Origin of the sequence: Gordonia sp. L191, from assembly GCF_030077625.1 — a bacterium.
Lineage (GTDB): Bacteria > Actinomycetota > Actinomycetes > Mycobacteriales > Mycobacteriaceae > Gordonia > Gordonia polyisoprenivorans_A.
Window position 1 is genome coordinate 1061280 of sequence record NZ_CP125996.1, and the last position, 20587, is coordinate 1081866.

General features: G+C 67.5%; 2 protein-coding genes (1 of these 2 running past the window's edge). Both read left to right on the forward strand.

The window, feature by feature from the left end; all coding sequences use genetic code 11:
- Positions 1 to 8286 carry a non-ribosomal peptide synthetase gene (locus QNM97_RS04915; RefSeq protein ID WP_283821838.1) on the forward strand — a complete coding sequence of 2762 codons (8286 nt, stop codon included), beginning with the start codon at positions 1 to 3 and terminating at the stop codon, positions 8284 to 8286.
- Positions 8283 to 20587, forward strand: the 5' portion of a protein-coding gene (locus QNM97_RS04920; protein WP_283821839.1) for a non-ribosomal peptide synthase/polyketide synthase. The gene runs 28006 nt beyond the window's last position; 12305 of the gene's 40311 nt are visible here — the first part of the coding sequence; its start codon is at positions 8283 to 8285; its stop codon lies off the right edge, out of view. The genes QNM97_RS04915 and QNM97_RS04920 overlap by 4 nt, the downstream gene beginning before the upstream one ends.

Here is a 20587-nt window from a genome sequence, read left to right on the forward strand (position 1 = left end):
ATGGATGACGGTCGGAAACGAGAGGTGTCGGTACAGGTGGCGATCGCCGAGCATCGCGCGAAAGCGCAGGTCGCAGCGGAGACCCCGCTGCAGTACCTGCCGCTCACCGCGGCTCAGCGAGGCATGTGGTTCGCCGAGTCGCTGGCATCGGACTATTCGGTCAACATCGCCCAGTACCTTGACATCCGTCATCCTCCGGGCGGTCTCGACATCGAGTTGCTCGCCGAGTGCTCCATCCACGTCGGCAAGCACCTGGAGTCGCCCTACACCCGCCTCGCCGAGGTTGACGGCGTGCCGATGCAGTTCGTCGACCTCGATTTCGATCAGCAGGTCGACATCCTCGACTTCCGTGCCGAACCGGACCCGGCGGGTGCGGCCCTGGCGTGGATGCGCGCGGAGTACCAGCGACCCGTCGACCTGCTCAACGACCAATTCGTCATTGCCGCAATTCTGCAGGTCGGTGACGAACGAACGTTCTTCTACAACCGCGCCCACCACATCGTTCTGGACGGTTACGCCGCACTCACCGGGGTACGACGGACCATCGATCGGTACAACGCGATCCGGCGCGGTCGGGTTCCCGACGACAAGCAGCTCGCCACGATGGCCGAGATCGTCGAGTACGAGCAGAGCTACCAGAGCAGTAGTCGGCGCGAGACCGATCGTGCGCACTGGCTCGAGCGGGTCGTCGACCTCCCCGAGCGGGTCACGCTCTCGACGCGGTCGGCGGCGGTGGCGCCGCTCTCGTTCGCCAATGTCGTGTCGAGTCAAGAGCTCGAGCCCGCGTCGCAACGCCGTCTGGAAGCCCTGGCCACGGAGTGCAACAGCTCGATTGCCGTGCTGCTCACCGCCGCATTCGGCGCCTACCTGTCACGGGTGACGGCCAACGACGACATCGTGATGAGCCTGCCGATCACCGGACGCACCAACGTGAAGATCAAGCGGTCGGGCGGCATGGTGTCCAACATCGTGCCCATCCGGCTGCGCGATCCGCAGGGTAAGTCCGTCCGCGATCTCATCGCCACCGCGCAGCTCGAGCTGACCGGAGCGCTGCGCCACCAGCGATACCGGTCCGACGACATCCGGCGCGACGCCGGACTCGACGCCAGTTCGACCTCCTTCGGCCCGGCGATCAACATGGTCTTCTTCGACGAGCCGGTCGCCATCGACGGCACCGAGTCCGACTATCGGATCCTGACGTCGGGAATTCTCGAGGATCTGCTGATCAACATGTATCAGTCGGGGCCCTCAGCGCCGCTGGTCGTCGATCTTCACGGCAATCTGGGCCTGTACACCCAGGCCGAACTCGACGCCCACCACGCTCGTTTCCTGCACTTCCTCGAGAACTGTTTGTCGCCTGAATCGCTCGATCGGCTGGTCGGCGACATCGAGATGTTGACGCCCGCCGATCGGGCGATGTTGGCCGCCTTGCCCGAACCCGCAGTCCACGGCTCGGGCGAGCCGGCGACGATCGTCTCCCGATTCGACGAGGTGGCGCAACGCCATCCGGATCGACCTGCGCTCACCGACGCGCGCGGCGTCACTGTCACCTATCGCGAACTCGGGGCACAGGCGGCCGCGGTGGCTGCAGCCCTGCGAGCCCGCGGCGTCGGGCCCGGCGACCTGGTGGGCGTGGCTACGGCACGCCACACGACGCTGGTCGCGGCCATCATGGGTGTGCTCACCGGTGGCGCGGCATATCTGCCGCTGGACACCAGCAACCCCGTCGACCGCCTCTCGTTCATCGTCGGTGACGCGGCTCCGGTGTGTGTCATCGTCGACGACGACGCCTCGCGACCGGACTGGAGTGGAACGTTTCCGGTGGTCTCGGTCGACCAGCTGATCTCCGAGGGGGCGGCCGCGCCCGTACCGCCCGCGGTATCCGACGACACTCTCGCCTACGTCATCTACACCTCGGGGTCGACCGGCCGACCCAAGGGTGTCGAGATCACCCACCGCAACGTGATCGCACTGCTCGACGCGGCGCTGGAGCAGTTTGAGTTCGGTGCCGACGATGTGTGGTCGGTGTTCCACTCCTATGCGTTCGACTTCTCGGTCTGGGAGATCTTCGGTCCACTCCTCACCGGAGGGCGTGCGGTGATCGTGGATCGTCAGGTCGCGCGTGCGCCCGCCGAGTTCCTTGAGGTGCTCGCGCGCGAGAATGTCACGGTCGTCTCGCTGACGCCGTCGGCTTTCGGCGTCCTGGCCGAGGCACGTCGACGCACACCGACCCCGTTGTCGTTGCGGTACATGGTGTTCGGCGGCGAGGAGCTTCGGTTCGACGAGGTCGAGCGCTGGTATGACGCCTTCGGTGACGACGTCGCTCTGGTCAACATGTACGGGATCACCGAGACCACGGTGCACGTGACCTACCGTCCGCTCGATCCCGAGTTGGTGCGGGGCGAGAGCAGCAGCTTGATCGGACAACCGTTGTCCACGTTGGGTGTGCGCATCCTCGACAACCGTCTCCAACCGACTCCCGAGGGCGCGATCGGTGAAATCTACGTGGTCGGTGAGCAATTGGCCCTGGGATACCGCAATCGCGCGGCGCTCACCGCAAGCCGATTCGTCGCCGACCCCGGCGGCAGTGGCCGTCGGATGTACCGGTCGGGCGATCTCGGCCGCCGCGTCGGTGACGACGTCCAGTATCTGGGCCGGGCCGACACACAGGTGCAATTGCGTGGGTTCCGTGTGGAACTCGGCGAGGTCGAGACCGCTCTGCGCTCCGTCGGCGGCGTCACCGCTGCGGCCGCCGTGGTCCTCGACGCGCGAAATGCCGGTGGCGCCAAACTGATCGGGTACGCGGTTGTCGATCCCGCTGCGGGCCTCGACGAGTCCTCGATCCGCGATGCGGTACGGGCGGCGGTGCCCACCTACATGGTCCCCGACCTCGTGATGCTGATCGACCAGCTACCGATGACCGCCAACGGAAAGCTCGATCGCCGCGCCCTGCCGACGCCGCGCTTCGCCCGGGATGAGCGAGTCGCCTTCATCGCACCGTCCACCGCGCGGGAGATCGCCGTCGCCTCGGTGATCGGTGACCTCCTGGACGTGACGCCCATCGGCATGCACGACAACATCTTTGCGCTCGGCGCCGATTCGCTGACCGCCGCCCGCATCGTCTCTCGGTTGCGGAGCGTGGCGCGGCTGTCGGTGTCGTTGTCGGACGTGTTCGAAGCGGCCACGCTCGCCGAGATCGTCGCCGCAGCGGTGCCGACGCAGGACGCCGCTGCCCTCCCGCTCCCCGGGCAGGTCGAGCGGCCGGTGCGCATCCCGTTGTCGCTGAGCCAGCAACGTCTCTGGTTCATCAATCGGCTCGATCCGGCTTCGGGGGCCTACAACATCCCGGGCGCGGTTCGGCTCGGCAGCGACGTGGACGCGGATGCCCTCGCCGGCGCCGTCGGTGATCTCGTATCCCGGCACGAGCCGCTGCGGACAACGTTCCCCGATGACGACGGCGAGACCTTCCAGTCCATCGGCGAGATCGACGACGTCACCGCTGCAGGTGTTTTCGGTGCGGAGGCGGTCGACGCTTCAGCCCTCGACGCCCGGATCGCAGACCTGTCGGTGACCGGTTTCGACGTCACCAAGGACTGGCCGCTGCGAGTTCGGTTGCTCGCGGTGTCCGACTCTGCGGACAGTGCCGCTGGAGAGACGGCCGGCGGCATCGTCGATCACGTGCTGGTTGTCGTCGTCCACCACATCGCGGCCGACGGTGCCTCCCTCGGGCCATTGATCACCGACCTCTTGACCGCGTACGCCGCCCGCGCCCAGGGGCAGGCCCCCGAGTGGACGTCGTTGCCGGTGCAGTTCGCCGACTTCGCCGTGTGGCAGCGTTCGGTGCTGGGGGAGGAGTCCGACGCCGACTCGGTGATGGGTCGTCAAATCGCCTTCTGGCGCAAGGAACTCCAGGGCATGCCGGAGCTCATCGGGCTGCCGACCGACCGCCAGCGGCCCACGCGTCCCACGGGTGCCGGCGGCTACGTCGACACGATGCTCGACGCACAGACCGTCGAGCGACTGCATGCCCTCGCCGCGCATCACGGCGTCACCTTGTTCGCGGTCTTCCACTCGGCGCTCGCGGTGCTGCTGTCGCGCCTCAGCGGTGGCGAGGACATCGCCATCGGCACCGCCATCGCCGGTCGTGACGAACCCGAATTGGCCGACCTCGTCGGGATGTTCGTCAACACCGTGGTGCTGCGCACCCGGGTGCGGCCCGCTGACGGTCTCACCGACCTCCTCGCCTCGGCTCATCACACTCGCGCACAGGCGCTCGGTCACGGCGACGTGCCCTTCGAGCAGGTGGTGAATGCGGTGGGGGCCCGGCGATCCCGGTCGCACTCGCCGCTGTTCCAGGTGGAGCTGGTCATGCAGCACGATCAGGTGGTGGGCCGGCTTGATGCGGAGTCGGGACTGGGGTTGATCGACGCCCGCCCGCCGTTCGCCAAGTACGACCTCTCGCTGAACGTGATCGAGTTCGGTCCGGTTGCTGACCACTCCGAGCAGATCTCGTTGTCGTTCTCCTACTCGCGAGAGCTCTTCGATCACAGCACGATCGAGCGCTTCAGCCACTACCTGCACGACATCCTGGAACGGATGGCCGCGACCCTCGAGGAGGAGCAGGACCGACCTCTCGACGATTTGTTCTGGTTCCCGGATTCGGAATTGGACGTCGTCGCGGGCTGGTCGAGAGGATACTCCGAGGAGATCACCCGGCCCCTGCTGCTGGCGGCCTCGGCGTCCGAGCGGCGCGCCACGGCGCTCGTCCACGACGGCCGGCGGGTGTCGTACCGCGAATTCGCCGACCGCGTCAACAGCCTGGCCAGGGAGCTGATCGGTGTCGGAGTCGGCCCCGACGTGGCTGTGGCCGTGTGCATCCCGAGGTCGGTCGAGCTGTTGGTCGCGCTACACGCGGTGATCACGGCCGGTGGACAGTACGTCCCGATCGATCCCGACGCCCCGCTCGACCGCGGCGAGTACATGGTCGAGATGGCCGGCGTCGGCTCGGTGCTCGTCGGTCCCGGTGTGCTCCCTCCCGTCGTGTCCGGCCTCGCCGACCGCGTCTGGGTGCACAGGGTGGATGCTTCCGCGCCGATCGAACACGCCGTCGCCCCGGTGACGACCGACGAGCTGATCGCGCCGCTACTGCCCGATCATGCCGCCTACACCATCTTCACTTCCGGATCGACCGGAAAACCCAAGGGCGTCACCGTCTCCCATCGGGCGATCGTCAATCGGCTCGAATGGATGCAACGGCATTACCCGCTGAGCACGTCCGATGTGGTGTTGCAGAAGACGCCCATCACCTTCGACGTGTCGGTGTGGGAGCTGTTCTGGCCGTTCATGGTCGGTGCCAGTCTGGTCATCGCCGAACCCGGACGTCATGGAGACCCGGAGTATCTGGCGTCGTTGATCGACTCCGAGGGCGTCACCACGGTGCACTTCGTGCCGTCGATGATGTCGACGTTCGCCGACGTGACCGGGCCGACCCGGATGGCCGAATTGAGTTCGCTGCGACTGATGTTCACCTCGGGGGAGGCCCTTGCGGCGCCGACTGCGCGGTCGGTGCTGTCCGCGCTGCCCGGCCTGGGATTGCACAACCTGTACGGTCCCACCGAGGCCGCGGTCGACGTCACCGAGTATCACGTCGGCGCCACCGATACGGCGATCCCGATCGGTCGACCCGTCGCCAACACCACCACGTTCATCCTCGATCGCCGGCTGCGACCGCTCCCGGTGGGTGTCCCCGGCGAGTTGTATCTCGGTGGCGTCCAGCTCGCCCGCGGATACGCCGCACAGGGCAGGCTCACGGCGGAACGGTTCGTGGCAGATCCGTTCGGACCTCCGGGATCGCGTCTGTACCGCACCGGCGATCTCGCACGGTGGAACACCTCGGGCGACATCGAATACCTGGGGCGCAACGACTTCCAGGTGAAGCTTCGCGGACAGCGCCTCGAACTCGGCGAAATCGAGGCCTCGCTGGTCAACGTCCCGGGCGTGGTGCACGCTGCGGCAACGGTGATCGAGTTGGCCGCCGGTCAGAACCTGGTCGCCTACTATTCGCCCGACACCGTGGCACCCGACACGGCCGCGGCCCACCTCGCCGAGCACCTGCCGGAGTTCATGGTGCCGACAATCTGGATGCCGATGGAGCAGATGCCGCTCAACTCGGCGGGCAAGGTCGATCGCCGGGCGTTGCCCGAACCGGTGCTGGCCACCGCTCCGTTCGTCGGCCCGAGCACCGAAACCGAACGGATCATCGGGTCGGTCTTCGCCGAGGTCCTCGGTGTCGAGAAGGTCAGCGTCACCGAGTCGTTCTTCGATCTCGGCGGAAACTCCTTGAGCGCCACCAAGGTTGCCGCCCGATTGTCCGCCGAACTCGGAATCAAGGTCCCGCTGGCGGCGGTGTTCGACGCGCCGTCGGTCCGCGAGGCCGCACAGCACGTACGCGGAATGGACACCCCACACCACCGGCCGGTGTTGGCCCCGGCCCGGCGCGGCACGAGCGCGCCGTTGTCGGCCGTCCAGCGAGGCATGTGGCTGGTCAATCGAGCCGATCCCGCGTCGCCGGTCTACAACGTGGCCATCGCGCTCCGGTTATCCGGAGCGCTCGACCGGGCGAGTGTCGACGATGCCTTCGCGGACCTGGTACGCCGACACGAGTCGTTGCGGACGATGTATCCGATGATCGACGGTGAGCCGGTCCAGCTCGTCGTCGAGCCCGCGGACGCTCTGACTCGCATCGATCGGTCGGTGCGCGACGTCCGCGACGCTGTCGATGCCGAGATCGCGACGGTCACCGGTGGCGGGTTCGACGTCACTGCCGGGCCGCCACTACGACTGGCGCTGCTGGCGGTCGCCCCCGACGAACACATCCTGGTCTTCGTGGTGCACCACATCGCCGCCGACGGCGCGTCGATGATGCCATTGGCCACCGATTTCATGGCCGCATACACCGCTCGGGTGAGCGGTGTCGCACCGGCGTGGGAGCCGCTCGCCGTACAGTACGCCGATTATGCTGTGTGGCACCATGATTGGCTTGGCACGCAAGGCGCAGACGGCCGGACAGAGGCCGCGCGGCAGTTGGACTACTGGACCGAGCGGCTGGCCGGTGCGCCGGCGAGGCTCGAGTTGCCCACCGACCGGTTACGGCCGCGTGTACCGACGTTTTCCGGAGACGAGATCGTCTTCGAGGTTCCCGCCGAGCTGGTCGGCAGGCTCGACGCCGTTGCCCGCCAGAACAATGCCACCCTGTTCATGGTCATGCATGCCGCGTTCGCGGTGCTGCTCAGCCGGATCACGGCGCAGCGCGACATCGTCATCGGCACGCCCTTCGCAGGTCGCGAGCAGGCCGAGCTGGACGGCGTGATCGGGATGTTCGTCAACACCTTGGCACTGCGTACCCAGATCCGTGAGGAGGAGAAGTTCGCCGAGCTACTCCAGCGGGTTCGGCACGACGACCTGTCGGACATGGCCAACGCCGACGTCCCCTTCGACTCCATCGTGTCGTCGGTTGCGGCGGCGCCGGCGACCAGCCATCACCCGATCTATCAGGTGATGTTCGCCTATCAGAACTTCGCTTTCCCGACAGTGGATCTGGCCGATCTGACCATCACCCCGGTGTCCGAACAACTGGTGCCGGCCAAGGTCGATCTGCAATTGACACTGTTCCCCGACGATCCGCACGCAACACCTGGCACGAAGGACTCCGATGCAATGAAGGGTCAGTTGATCTACGCCAAGGATCTCTACAACCGGAGTTCGGTTGAGCTGCATGCGCAGCGGTATCTGCGGGTGCTCGAGGAGGTCGCCGAGAACCCGCAGGTCCTCGTCGACGACATCTCCATCGCCACCGACGCAGAAGCGCAGGCCGCACTCGACGACGCGGGCCACGGATATCATTCGCTGTCGATCCCCGAGCTCGTCGCGGCGGCCGCCAACGCCGCTCCGGATGCGGTGGCGGCCAGTCACAACGGCACCGAGGTGACCTTCGCGGTGCTGTCGGCGATCACCGATACCATGGCGAGCGCGCTACCGGACGCCGACTCGGCACTGACGACCGCGCTCATGAGTCTGATCCCGGATGTCGCCGTCTCCGGACCGCAGGCGCTCGGGGACGTCCTCGGCGAGCTGCGATCGAATTCGCTGGTCGCCGTGGGTGATTCGGCGGGAGCCCCGGTCGGCGGCAGCGCGAACAACGGCAGTGCGTTCAATGGCAAGGCGTTCAACGGGACCTCGAGCAACGGGGTGGCGAACATGGCGAATAAGGGAATGACTCCAACGTGACAGAAGTCGATTCAAGGGCCTCAGCGATCGCCAAGACCTGGGGCCCGCGCCCGTCGACTCTCCATCTGATCGCCTTCGCAGCCGGATCCGTGCCGAATTCGATTGCGATCGATGCGCCTGCCGGCCCGGTGACCTTCGCCGAACTGCACACGCAGGTCGCGGCGACGGCGCAGGTGTTCGCCACCCAGGGACTCGACACCGAGGCGGCGGTCGGTGCGGGTGTGACGCGTGCGCTGATGTCGCCCGGGCACACGCCGCAGGATCTCGCCGAGGCCACACGACGCGCCATCGAGCAGGTGCGCATCCGCGCGCTCGATGCTGTCGGCAGCCACGATCTGGGATCGCTTGTCGGACTGTTCGGATCGGCGGTGGCACGCTTCGGCGGCCGGACCGCGGTCAGCGACACCCATCGCGATCTGACCTACCGTGAACTCGATGAGCGGTCGGCGCATCTCGCCGACGCACTGCGCCATGCCGGCGCCGGCCCGGGCCGACTGATCGGCGTCGCGCTGCCCCGCGACGTCGACCTGATCGTCGCTCTCGTGGCGATCTTGCGCACCGGTGCCGCGTACCTGCCGCTCGACCGTGGCCAGCCGCCCGCGCGTGCGTTGTCCATCATCGGCGACGCCGAGCCCCTCCTGGTCTTGGCCGACGACGAGCTCGCCGCGCAATGGACGGACGCCGTGGTGCCGCTGGTCTCCCCGGCGGAGATCGAGCGTCGGTTCGCCGAGGTGACAACCGTGCGTGCCGGATCGCCGGATGCCGCAGCGGCAATCGACGACCGGCTACCCGCGTACCTGATCTACACCTCCGGGTCGACCGGAAAACCCAAGGGCGTGGTGGTGTCGCACCGTCAGGTGGTGGCCCTGCTCGCGGCGGCCGCGGACGATTTCTCCTTCGACCACAACGATGCGTGGACGCTGTTCCACTCGTACGCGTTCGATTTCTCGGTGTGGGAGATCTGGGGGCCCTTGACGACCGGCGCGCGGCTGGTGATCGTCGACCGCGACGTGTCCCGTGACCCCGGTGCGTTCCTCGAATTGTTGGCTGCGCAGCGGATCACGGTCCTCAACCAGACACCGTCAGCCTTCTACCAGCTTGTCGCGCAACGGCGCCGGGCGCCGGTGGAGCTGTCGCTGCGCTATGTCGTCTTCGGCGGAGAGGCACTGAGTTTCGAGCAGGTCCGCCGATGGTTCGACGAGAACCCCGCCGATCACGCACAACTGGTGAACATGTACGGCATCACCGAGACGACGGTGCATGTCAGCTACCGGCCGCTCGACCGCGGCGCGGTCGCCGCTGACGACGCCTCCTTCATCGGGCGTCCGCTCTCCTCGCTCGACATCCACATCCTGGACGGCCGGCTGCGGCCGGTGCCCGAGGGCGTCGTCGGTGAAATGTACGTCACCGGCACACAACTCGCTCAGGCATACCGCAAGCGGCCGTCGTTGAGTGCGACCCGCTTCGTCGCCAACCCATTCGCCGCGGACGGTTCACGGATGTACCGGACCGGTGACCTCGCGCGTCGCGTCGGGGAGGACATCGAGTATCTCGGACGTGGCGACGATCAGGTGCAGTTGCGCGGATTCCGCATCGAGTACGGTGAGATCGAAGCAGCCCTGCTGGGGGCCGAGGGGGTCAGCGCTGCAGCGGCTCGCGTGATCGACCTCCCGGGGCGCGGCGAGATCCTTGTCGGATACGTTGTCGCGGAAGAGGACGCGTACGGCGCCGCCGGTGACAGCAGCGGCCTCGATGTCGCGCAGGTACGACGGATCGCGGGACGAGCGGTCCCGGACTACATGGTCCCCGATGTCGTTGTCGAGGTGAGTTCGTTGCCGTTGACCGGCAACGGGAAACTTGATCGCGCGGCGCTCCCGCGCCCGAATCTGACCGCCGACACCGAGATCGTCGCGCCCGCGACGGCCACCGAGACCGCGCTGAAGGCGATCGTCGTCGAGGTGCTCGGGCTCGACGACATCAGTGTGACGACCTCGGTCTTCGACGTCGGCGGCAACTCATTGCTCGCGGCGCGGATCGTCGGCCGGGCCGCGGAGACGCTGGGGGTCGACCTGAGCGTGCGGGATCTGTTCGAGGCGCCCACGGTCCGCGAACTCGCGATCACCGCCGAGGCCACCCGCCCGGGCCTGCCGGCCATCGAGTCCGTCGTGCCCCGCCCCGAGCGAATCCCGTTGTCCCTGGCCCAACAACGGATGTGGTTCATCAACCGCTTCGACTCCGCGTCGGCTGCCTACAACATCCCCGCGGTGCTGCGGCTCGACGGCGATGTCGACACTGGCGCCCTGCGCGCGGCACTGCTCGACGTCATGCGCCGGCATGAGGTGCTCCGCACCACCTACCCCGAGACCGAGGGCACCGCGGTCCAGCACGTCGCGGAGATGACCGTGGCCGAAGCCGCACTTGACTGGCGCATCGGCGACGAATTCGAAGCGCGCGCAGCGCTTCTCGCAGGATTCGACCTGCGCGACGAGCTACCCGTCCGGGTCCGGCTGACCCAGGTGTCGGCAACCTCCTGGGTGATGGTGCTCGTGTTGCATCACATCGCCTGCGACGGTGAGTCGTTGGCCCCGCTGGTCGCCGACCTGATCGCCGCGTACGAGGCGCGCTCACAGGGCCACGCACCCGAATTCACGCCACTGCCGGTCCAAATGGCCGACGTCGCGCTCTGGCAGGAGCGGGTCCTCGGTGCCGCCGACGACCCGGACTCCCTGATCGGCGCGCAATTGACGTATTGGGCAACCCAACTCGACGGTGCCCCCGATGTGATCGAGCTACCGACCGACCGGCCCCGCCCGGCGATCGGCTCGCAGCGCGGCGCCCGAGTCGATTTCGACGTGCCCGCCGAACTGTCCGAACGGGTGGGGGTGTTGGCACGCGAACGCGGCCTGACGCCGTTCATGGTGGCCCACGCCGCGCTGTCGGTGGTGCTCGCGCAACTCTCGGCGACCGACGACATCACCGTCGGCACCCCGATCGCCGGTCGCGGCCAATCGGTTCTCGACCCGATGGTCGGCATGTTCGTCAACACATTGATCCTGCGGACGACCGTCGAGCCGCAGATGAGCTTCGACGACCTCCTCGCCGAGACCCGACGGATTGATCTCGAGGCCCTCGCCCACGCCGACCTGCCGTTCGAGGCGATTGTCGAGCGGGTGAACCCCATTCGGTCCCAGGCGTATGCGCCGCTGGCGCAGGTGTGGTTGTCCTTCGATCAGTCCGCGATCACCGAATTGGCCTCGCAGAGCGTCGATATCGGCGTTGCAGGTGGGCTACGCGTCAGTGCCGCCGAGCCGCCCGAGATCTCGTCCAAGGTCGATCTCACCGTCGGTATCGCCGACTTGTCGAGCGGATGGCAGGGATCGATCGTCTACGCGACCGACCTCTACGATCCCGAGACCGTCGAGGTGTTCGCCGAGCGGTTCGTCCGTGCGCTCGACGGGCTCACCGGGGACCCGGCGCGACCGGTCGGCGACGCCACGATTCTCTCCGCATCGGAAACCGCTGCGCTGCAACGGTGGATGTCGGGCGGCGCGGTCCGCGCCGGAGCGGCCACGGTTGCCGACGCACTCGGTGCGGCCCACCTCGCCCACGCCGAGCAGATCGCCGTCGTCGACGCCGGGAACCGTGCTGAGCATTCGAGTCCGGCGGGTTCGACACACTGGACCTACGCCGGATTCGGTGCTTTGGTCAACGCCCTCGCGCGGCGGTTGATCGACCTCGGTGTCGGCCCTGATGTTGCTGTTGCCGTCGGGATTCCGCGTTCGCCGGAGATGCTCGTGGCCGTGCACGCGGTGATCGTCGCCGGCGGTCACTATGTGCCGGTGGACCCGGAGGCTCCGGCCTCGGTGGTCGCCCATCTGCTCGATACTGCGCAGGTGGCCGCGGCCCTGACGGTGCCCGACGCCTTCGGTGTCTTCGCCGACGCGGCTGATCGCCTGCCGGTCACCATCGTCGACCTGACCGAACTCGAACGCGCGGATGGGCGCCCGGTGACCGATCGGGATCGGCTCGCACCCCTGCGCCCCGACCACGCCGCCTACACGCTGTTCACCTCCGGCTCGACCGGACAACCCAAGGGCGTCACCGTCTCCCACGGGGCCCTCACTGCGCTGCTCACGTGGTTCACGCCCGCCGGCATCGACCCGCGGGACGAGCGCGTACTCGTCAAGACCCCGTTCACCTTCGATGCGTCGGTGTGGGAGTTGTTCTGGCCGTTGACCGTCGGCGCACACGCCGTCGTGGCGGGCGTGGACGACCATCGCGAACCGACCGCCCTGGCCCGCAGCCTCGCCGAGTACGACATCACCATGGTGCAGTTCGTCCCATCGATGCTCTCGGTCTTCCTCGACGAGGTCTCCGACGCGGCCGCCGCGCTCTCGACGGTGCGCCGGATCTACACCGGCGGTGAGGCATTGACGCCGGCGCTCACGCAGCACACGCTCGCCGCGGCACCGCACGCGACGGTGATCAACCAATACGGGCCCACCGAGATGACCGTCGACACGACGATTGCGACGCTCACCGAGCCGGTCGAGACCGTCACGATCGGCCGGCCCGCCCCGGGTGTGCTGGTCCGAATCCTTGACCGACGTCTGCGTCCGGTCCCGGCGGGTGTGCCCGGCGAACTCTATCTCGCCGGCCCCCAGATGGCCCGTGGTTACGCCCGGGCCTGTGCGCTGACCGCGGAGCGATTCGTCGCCGACCCCTGCGGTCCCGACCTGTCCGGCGCGCCGGGACAGCGCCTCTATCGCACCGGTGATCTGGCCCGATGGACCACCAACGGCGACATCGAGTACCTGGGGCGCACCGACTTCCAGGTCAAACTGCACGGGCAGCGGATCGAACTCGGTGAGATCGAGTCCGTGGTGTCGTCGATTCCCGGCGTCGTCGCCGCAGCAGCCGACGTCCGATCGTCGGCGGCCGGGGACGCACTGGTCGCCTACGTGGTCGGGCACCCCGGCGATACGCTTCGCACCGAGGTCATCGCCGAGGAGGTCGCCGACCGGCTGCTCGCGCACCTGCGGCCGTCGGTCTGGGTGGTACTCGATGCCATGCCCCGCAACAGCGCGGGCAAGATCAACCGCCGAGCGCTGCCCGATCCGGCGCCCGCGGCGCACTCCGAGGTCGTCGCGCCGTCGACGCCGGCCGAGACGACCATCGCTGCCGTCGTCGCCGAGGTGCTCGGTGTGGACCAGGTGTCGGTGACCGATTCGTTCTTCGACATCGGCGGAAATTCGTTGGCCGCCATGCGCGTCGCCGCCCGTGCGGGTGCGGCACTGGGCGTCGACATCGCCGTCCGCGATCTCTTCGACGCGCCGACTGTCGCCGATCTCGCACGCCGGGTGGCCGGCCGTGGTGCCGGGCTTGCACCGGTGCGGGCGCATCACCCGCGCCCGGAGCAGATCCCGTTGTCCTACGCGCAGCAACGGATCTGGTTCATCAACCAGTTCGACACCTCCTCGGGCGCCTACAACATCCCGATCGCCCTGCGCCTCACCGGCAAACTCGACCTGTCGGCGCTGCGCGCGGCCGTGGTCGACGTGATCGACCGCCACGAGGTGTTGCGCACCACCTTCCCGTCCGTCGAGGGCGCGCCGCGTCAGGTCGTGACCGACCGATCACTGACCGGCTCGCGGCTGGACTGGGCGGTCGTCGACGACGAGTCGGAGCTGTTCGCCGCCGCGACAGCAGGATTCGACGTCACCGCCCACCATCCCATCCGCGTCCGGATTCGGCGCGTCGAGGATCTCGAACACATCGTGCTCATCGTGGTGCACCACATCGCCGGCGACGGCGAGTCGATGCGCCCGTTGGTCACCGACGTGGTGACCGCCTACCATGCCCGCTCGCGTGGTCGCACGCCGCAATTCGCGGAACTGGCAGTGCAATTCGCCGACGTGGCACTGTGGCAGCAGGAGGTGCTCGGCTCGGCCGAAGACCCGGGGTCGGTGGTGTCGGCGCAATTGGCGTACTGGACCGACCGGCTCGCCGGTCTGCCGGATGTGCTGAGCCTGCCGACCACGCACCCACGCCCGGCCGTCGCCTCGATGCGTGGCGCCGAGGTCGGCTTCGAGATCCCCGCCGGCACCGCAGAATCGGTGCGCGCGCTCGCCGTGGCACGCGGGATCAGCGAATTCATGATCATCCACGCCGCGCTGGCGGTGCTGTTGTCGCGTCTGGCTGCCACCGATGACATCGCGATCGGTACCCCGATCTCGGGCCGGGGAGATCAGGCGCTCGACCCGCTGGTCGGCATGTTCGTCAACACCCTCGTCCTGCGGACCGCGGTCGACGGTGCCGCCACCTTCGCCGACTTCCTCGACGTGGTCCGCACGACCGACCTCGACGCGTTCGCCCATGCCGACGCGCCGTTCGAGACCGTCGTCGACGCCGTGTCGCCGGCGCGCTCGGAAGCTTTCGCGCCGCTGACCCAGGTCTTGCTGACGGTGGAGCAGAATCCCGTTGACCCGTCGGCGATGGTTGCCGACCTCGACGACCTCGCCGTCGGTGTCGTGGAGATCGAGGAGACCTCCGCGAAGGTCGATCTGACGGTCGGTGTGCGCGCCGGACGCACCGGCGCGTGGACCGGACGGGTGAACTACGCGACCGACCTCTTCGACGCGCACACTGTCGACACCATGATGTCGCGGTTCGTGGACCTGCTCGGGTACCTCGTCGCCCAGCCCGAGACAGCGGTCGGCGACGCGCCGCTGCTGTCGCGTGGCGAGGAGGTCGCGTTGACACCGGTGGGAACCGCGCCCGGTGCCCCTGCGGTCCTGCTCTCGGAGATCTTTGCCGAGGCTGCCGCCCGCCGCCCCGGGCATGTGGCGGTCAGCGATCCGATCCGATCGCTGACCTATGCCGAACTCGACGTCGCGTCGAATCGACTGGCGAGGTATCTCCTCGAGTGCGGTGTCGGGCCGGAAGTTCTTGTAGCCCTGGCATTGCCGCGGTCGGTTGAGTTGATGATCGCCATCTGGGCGGTCGCGAAAACTGGCGGAGCCTATGTTCCGATAGATCCTGATTACCCTCCGCAACGCGTCCGCACGATGATCGAGGACTCCGGTGCCGAGCTCGGGTTGTGTGGACAGGCCGACGACCTGCAGGTCGTTTCGGGCCAGAAGCCGATCAGGTGGTTGTCGGTCGATACCGCGGAGTTCGCCAACGCCACGGCCGAGCGCTCCGCCGAACCTGTCCGTCCAGACGAGCTGCATGGCCGGGCGCGCATCGACAGCACCGCCTACGTCATTTACACCTCCGGTTCCACGGGCCGCCCCAAGGGGGTCAGCGTCACCCACCGCGGGTTACACAACTTCGGGGTGCAGGAGGCGCGACGTGGTGACGTCTCCGAGGACGCCCGGGTCCTGGGTTTTGCGTCGCCGAGCTTCGACGCGTCGGTGCTGGAGTATCTCCTGGCCTTCACCGCAGGAGCCACACTTGTCTATCGCCCCGCGGACGCGGTGGCCGGTGCGCCGCTGCAGGAGTTCATCCGGTCCGAGCGGCTGACCCACACCTTCTTGACCCCCACCGTGCTCGCCTCACTGGATCCCGCCGAACTCCCGTCCCTACACACCGTCTTCGCCGGTGGTGAGGCGGTCCCGGAGTCGCTGCGCGATCACTGGAGTACGCGGGTTCGTTTCCAGAACCTCTACGGTCCGACCGAGACCACCATCGGCGTCACGATCGGACCGCCGATGTCCGCAGAAAACCCCGTGCTGACCGGCCCCCCGATCGACGGCGTCGGTCTACTGGTGCTCGATGGTCGTCTGCGCCCGGTGCCGATCGGTGTGCTCGGCGAGTTGTACATCGTCGGGTCCGGTCTGTCCCGCGGATATCTCGATCGGCCCGGGCTGACCGCGCAAAGATTTGTTGCGCAACCATTCTCCGATCGAGGAGAGCGGATGTACCGCACTGGCGACGTCGTCCGGTGGGTGGCCACCGACAATGGTCTGTCTCTTGCCTACGGCGGTCGCAGCGACGATCAGGTCAAGTTGCGTGGTCTGCGGATCGAGCTGGGCGAGATCGAGTCGGTGCTGTCGGCCCACCCCGCCGTCGACACTGCCATTGTGGTCGGAGTCCGACCCGACGGCGCAATTGCAGGCAGTGGTGAATCTGTGGTCGCATCGCTGGCCGGATACGTCGTGCTGAGCGAACCCGTCGAGCTGCAGGTCTTGAGTGATCATGTGGCACAGCAGCTTCCGTTGTACATGATGCCGGCGACCATTGTCGTTCTGGATGCGCTTCCGCTCACCCCGGTGGGCAAGCTCGATCGCCGCGCGCTACCTGAGCCGGTCCTCGTCGTCGATGTCGAGCACATTGCACCGGAGAATCTCATCGAACACCACCTCGCAGGCATCGTCGCCGGTCTCCTCGGAGTCGAGCGTGTCGGCGTCACCGAGTCGTTCTTCGCCATCGGCGGTGACTCCATCATGTCGATCCAGCTGGCGTCGGCGGCGCGCGCGGTCGGGATCGAGGTGTCTCCTCGAGATATCTTCGAGCACAAGACCATTCGCGCCATTGCCCGCGCCGTCGAGCGGCGAGGTGCGGCCGTTGCGGCACTCGAGGAGCCCAGCGGCGGCGCCACGGGGCCGATGTCGATGCCACCGGTCGTCTCGTGGCTGCTCGAGCACGCCGACTCCGCCACCGACTTCGCCGACTTCTCCCAGTCGATGGTGCTGCACGCCCCCGACGAGCTCACGCTTCCGGTACTTCGTGCGCTGCTCGACGTGGTCGTCGACAACCATCCGATGCTCACGGCCACGTTGACGGAACTCGACGGGCGGTGGCATCTGGAGTCGGGGGCAGGCCGGTTCGACGCGAACACCGCGGTCACCGAACACTCCGACATCCCCGACGGCGGTGCTTCGGCAGCAATCGTCGCCGCGTTCGGTGCGGCGTCGACGAGACTCGATCCAGCACTCGGACAACTGGTATCGGCGGTCCTCGTCGGAACCGGTGAGCAGCGGCGCGTCGTCATCGTCATCCACCACCTCGGTGTCGACGCGGTGTCCTGGCGCGCGATCATCGAGGACCTGGTGACCGCGTGGGGACAACATCTCGGGGGGCTTGCATACGCGCTGCGACCCGAGTCCACCTCGGCGCGCGCCTTCATCGGTGCCGTCGCTTCCCAACGCGATTCGCGCCGGCAGGAACTCGGCTATTGGGCGGCCCGTAGCCGGGCCACCGACCTCGGAGTCGAGATCGATCGCACCCGTGATCGCATGTCCACCGTCTCCGAGATTGTGCACACCATCGAGCCGCATCTCGCCGAGCCGCTGCTCACCTCGGTACCGGAAGCTTTCCGCGGCAACGTCAATGACGCGCTCGTCGCCGCGCTGGCGCGAGCGGTCCGCTCGTGGCAGCGTGATCGGGGGATCGCCGACGAGGCGCCGGTCACGATGCTTGTCGAGGGGCACGGCCGCTACGAGGAAGTGCTACTGGCCGACGAGAGTCCCCGTGCGGTCGACCTGTCGCGCACGGTGGGCTGGTTCACCACCGTCGCCCCTATCGCGGTCGACCCCGTCGGCGGGGCCGCGCGCACCGTCAAGGCGGCCAAGGAAGAGCGGCTCGGACAGCCAGATCACGGAGTGGGCTTCGGGCTGCTGCGGTTCGATCGTGGCGGCGCACTGTCGTCGGCGCCATTGCCGACCATCGCCTTCAATTATCTCGGCAATGTCAGTGGTGGCGTGGCGACCGATGGCGTCGCTGGGCCTTTGCTACCCGATCCGAATGCTCTTCGTCTACCTGGCACGGTCAGCGGTGCGATGACGGTCACCGCTCTGATCACCATCACCGCGGGAACCATCGTCACGACCGAGGGCCGAGCACTACAGGCCGGATTCGGATTCCCGGCGGGGGCGATGAACGGTGGCGACGTCGCCGATCTCGCCCGCCGCTGGGAAGTCGAGCTCGGTGCGATCGTCGAGTACGTCGCAGCGGTCGGCGATCCGGGGCGATCGCCCTCGGATGTCGTCGGCGCGCAGGTCACCCAGGATGATCTCGACGACCTCGCACGACGATTCCCCCGCGCCGAGATCTGGCCGTTGTCGCCGCTGCAACGCGGTCTGCACTTCCAGTCCGAACTTGCTGCTGCCGGGCACGCGCACGGCGCCGTCGATGTCTACGTTGCCCAGGCCGTGGTCACGCTCGACGGCGAAATCGACGCCGACCGCCTGCGCAGCTCGGTGCAAGCCCTGTTCGACGAGCACCGGGTGCTGCGCTCGTCCTACATACGTGTGGGCAGCGGTGAGGTCGTTGCCGTCGTCCCCGAGACGGTCGAGGTACCGTGGCAACTCGTCGAATCGGCCGATGTCGAGGCCATCGAGACGCTCGCCGAGTCCGAACGTTCCCGCCCATTCGATCTTGAATCGGCACCGTTGATGCGATTCGTCTTCGTGCGCAACGGCACGGAGTCCGTCCTCATCGTGACCAGCCACCACATCCTCATCGACGGTTGGTCGTCGCCGCTCATCCTTGCTGATCTCTTCGCGTTCTACGCCACCGGCCACGCCTACACGGCGTCCAGGTCGACCGGCGCCGGGGATTATGCGGATTATCTACGCCACATCGCGAACGTCGATACCGACGCCGGTCTGGGCGCCTGGCGATCGGTTCTCGATGCCGTCGTCGAACCGACCCTGCTCGCGCCACGGCTCGAGGCCACCACCGACCTGCGCCCGCGTGACCACAGTGTTCTTCTCGACGCGGAATTGACCACGGACATAGAAGAACTCACCCGGACGCGGGGTGTCACCGTCTCGACGGTGATGCAGTTCGCGTGGGCGTCGTTGCTCTCGCGCATCACCGGAGATCAGGTGGTGACGTTCGGTGAGACCGTGTCGGGCCGCCCCGCCGATCTCGACGGCGTCGAGACCATGGTCGGCTTGTTCATCAACACCCTGCCCGCTGTGGTCGACGTCGATCCCGGCGCCGCCATGGCGCATATTCTCGAAACGATCCAGTCGAGCAAGATCGCGGTCCTCGACCACCAGCACATCGGTCTGCCCGACCTGGCCGCGCTGGTCGGCAAGGGGCCGCTCTTCGATACCCTCACCGTGCACGAGTCCTATCCGGTGAATGCCGAATCGCTCACCGGCGCAGGTTCTGTCGGCGGAATCGGGATCAAGGATCTGAGCGCCTCTGATGCCACCCAGTACCCGCTCAACCTCGTCAGCGGTGTCATCGGCAATCGGATAGAGCTCAAACTCAAATATCTTCCTGCCGCATTCGACGCGGGCCAGGTGAATGTGTTCGCCGACATTCTTGTTCGGGTGTTGCGCGCGTTGGTGGCGGATCCGGGTGCTTCGGTGTCATCGGTGCCGTTGGTGGACGAGGACAGCTACCGTCGGTCGTTGGTGGCACCGGTGACGGTGACCGCGAACTCGGGGCGTTCGCTGGTGGAGTTGTTCGCGGGTTCGGTGCGGCGCTTCGGCGAGCGTGGGTCGGTGACGGCCGGGTCGGTGTCGTTGTCGTACGCAGAGCTCGGCGAGCGCTCGGCGGCGGTGGCCGCGGGGTTGCGGGCCCGTGGCGTGCGCGAGGGTGATCTGGTTGCGGTGGCACCGTCGCGGTCGGTGGACCTGGTGGCGGCGATCGTGGGTGTGTTGCGTGCGGGCGCAGGGTATCTGCCGTTGGACGTGTCCAATCCGGTGGATCGGTTGCGGTTCATCGTCGCAGATGCCGCGCCGCGGGTGGTGGTGACCGATGAGGTGTCGTCGGGACTGGGCTTGTGGGCCGAGCTGGGTGCCGGCGTGGATGTGGTGACAGTGGAGTCGCTGGTCGCCGGTGGCGTGGGAGTCGAATTCGATGATGCTGTGGTGCATGCGGATTCGCCAGCATATGTGATCTACACGTCGGGGTCGACGGGCCGGCCCAAGGGGGTGGAGGTCACCCATCGTGATGTGGTGACGCTGATGGATACCGCTGCCGGCGATTTCGATTTCCGGGCCGACGACGTGTGGACGATGTTCCATTCATATGCGTTCGACTTCTCGGTGTGGGAGTTGTGGGGGCCGCTGCTGACCGGTGGCCGTCTGGTGGTGGTGGACCGGGAGGTTGCGCGGGTTCCCGAGGAGTTCGTGCGATTGCTGTCCGCCGAGGGTGTGACGGTGGTGAACCTGACGCCGTCGGCGTTCTATCAGGTGGCGCAGGCCCGCCGACGGGTGCCGGAGTTCTCGTCGGCGTTGCGCTACATCGTGTTCGGCGGCGAGGCATTGAGTTTCGAGCAGGTACGCCGGTGGTTCGACGACAATCCTGCCGACGACGCGCGGTTGGTGAACATGTACGG

Excerpts from the sequence above, each read along its gene's own strand:
- QNM97_RS04915 (WP_283821838.1), top strand. The coding sequence starts at position 1 with ATGGATGACGGTCGGAAACGAGAGGTGTCGGTACAGGTGGCGATCGCC.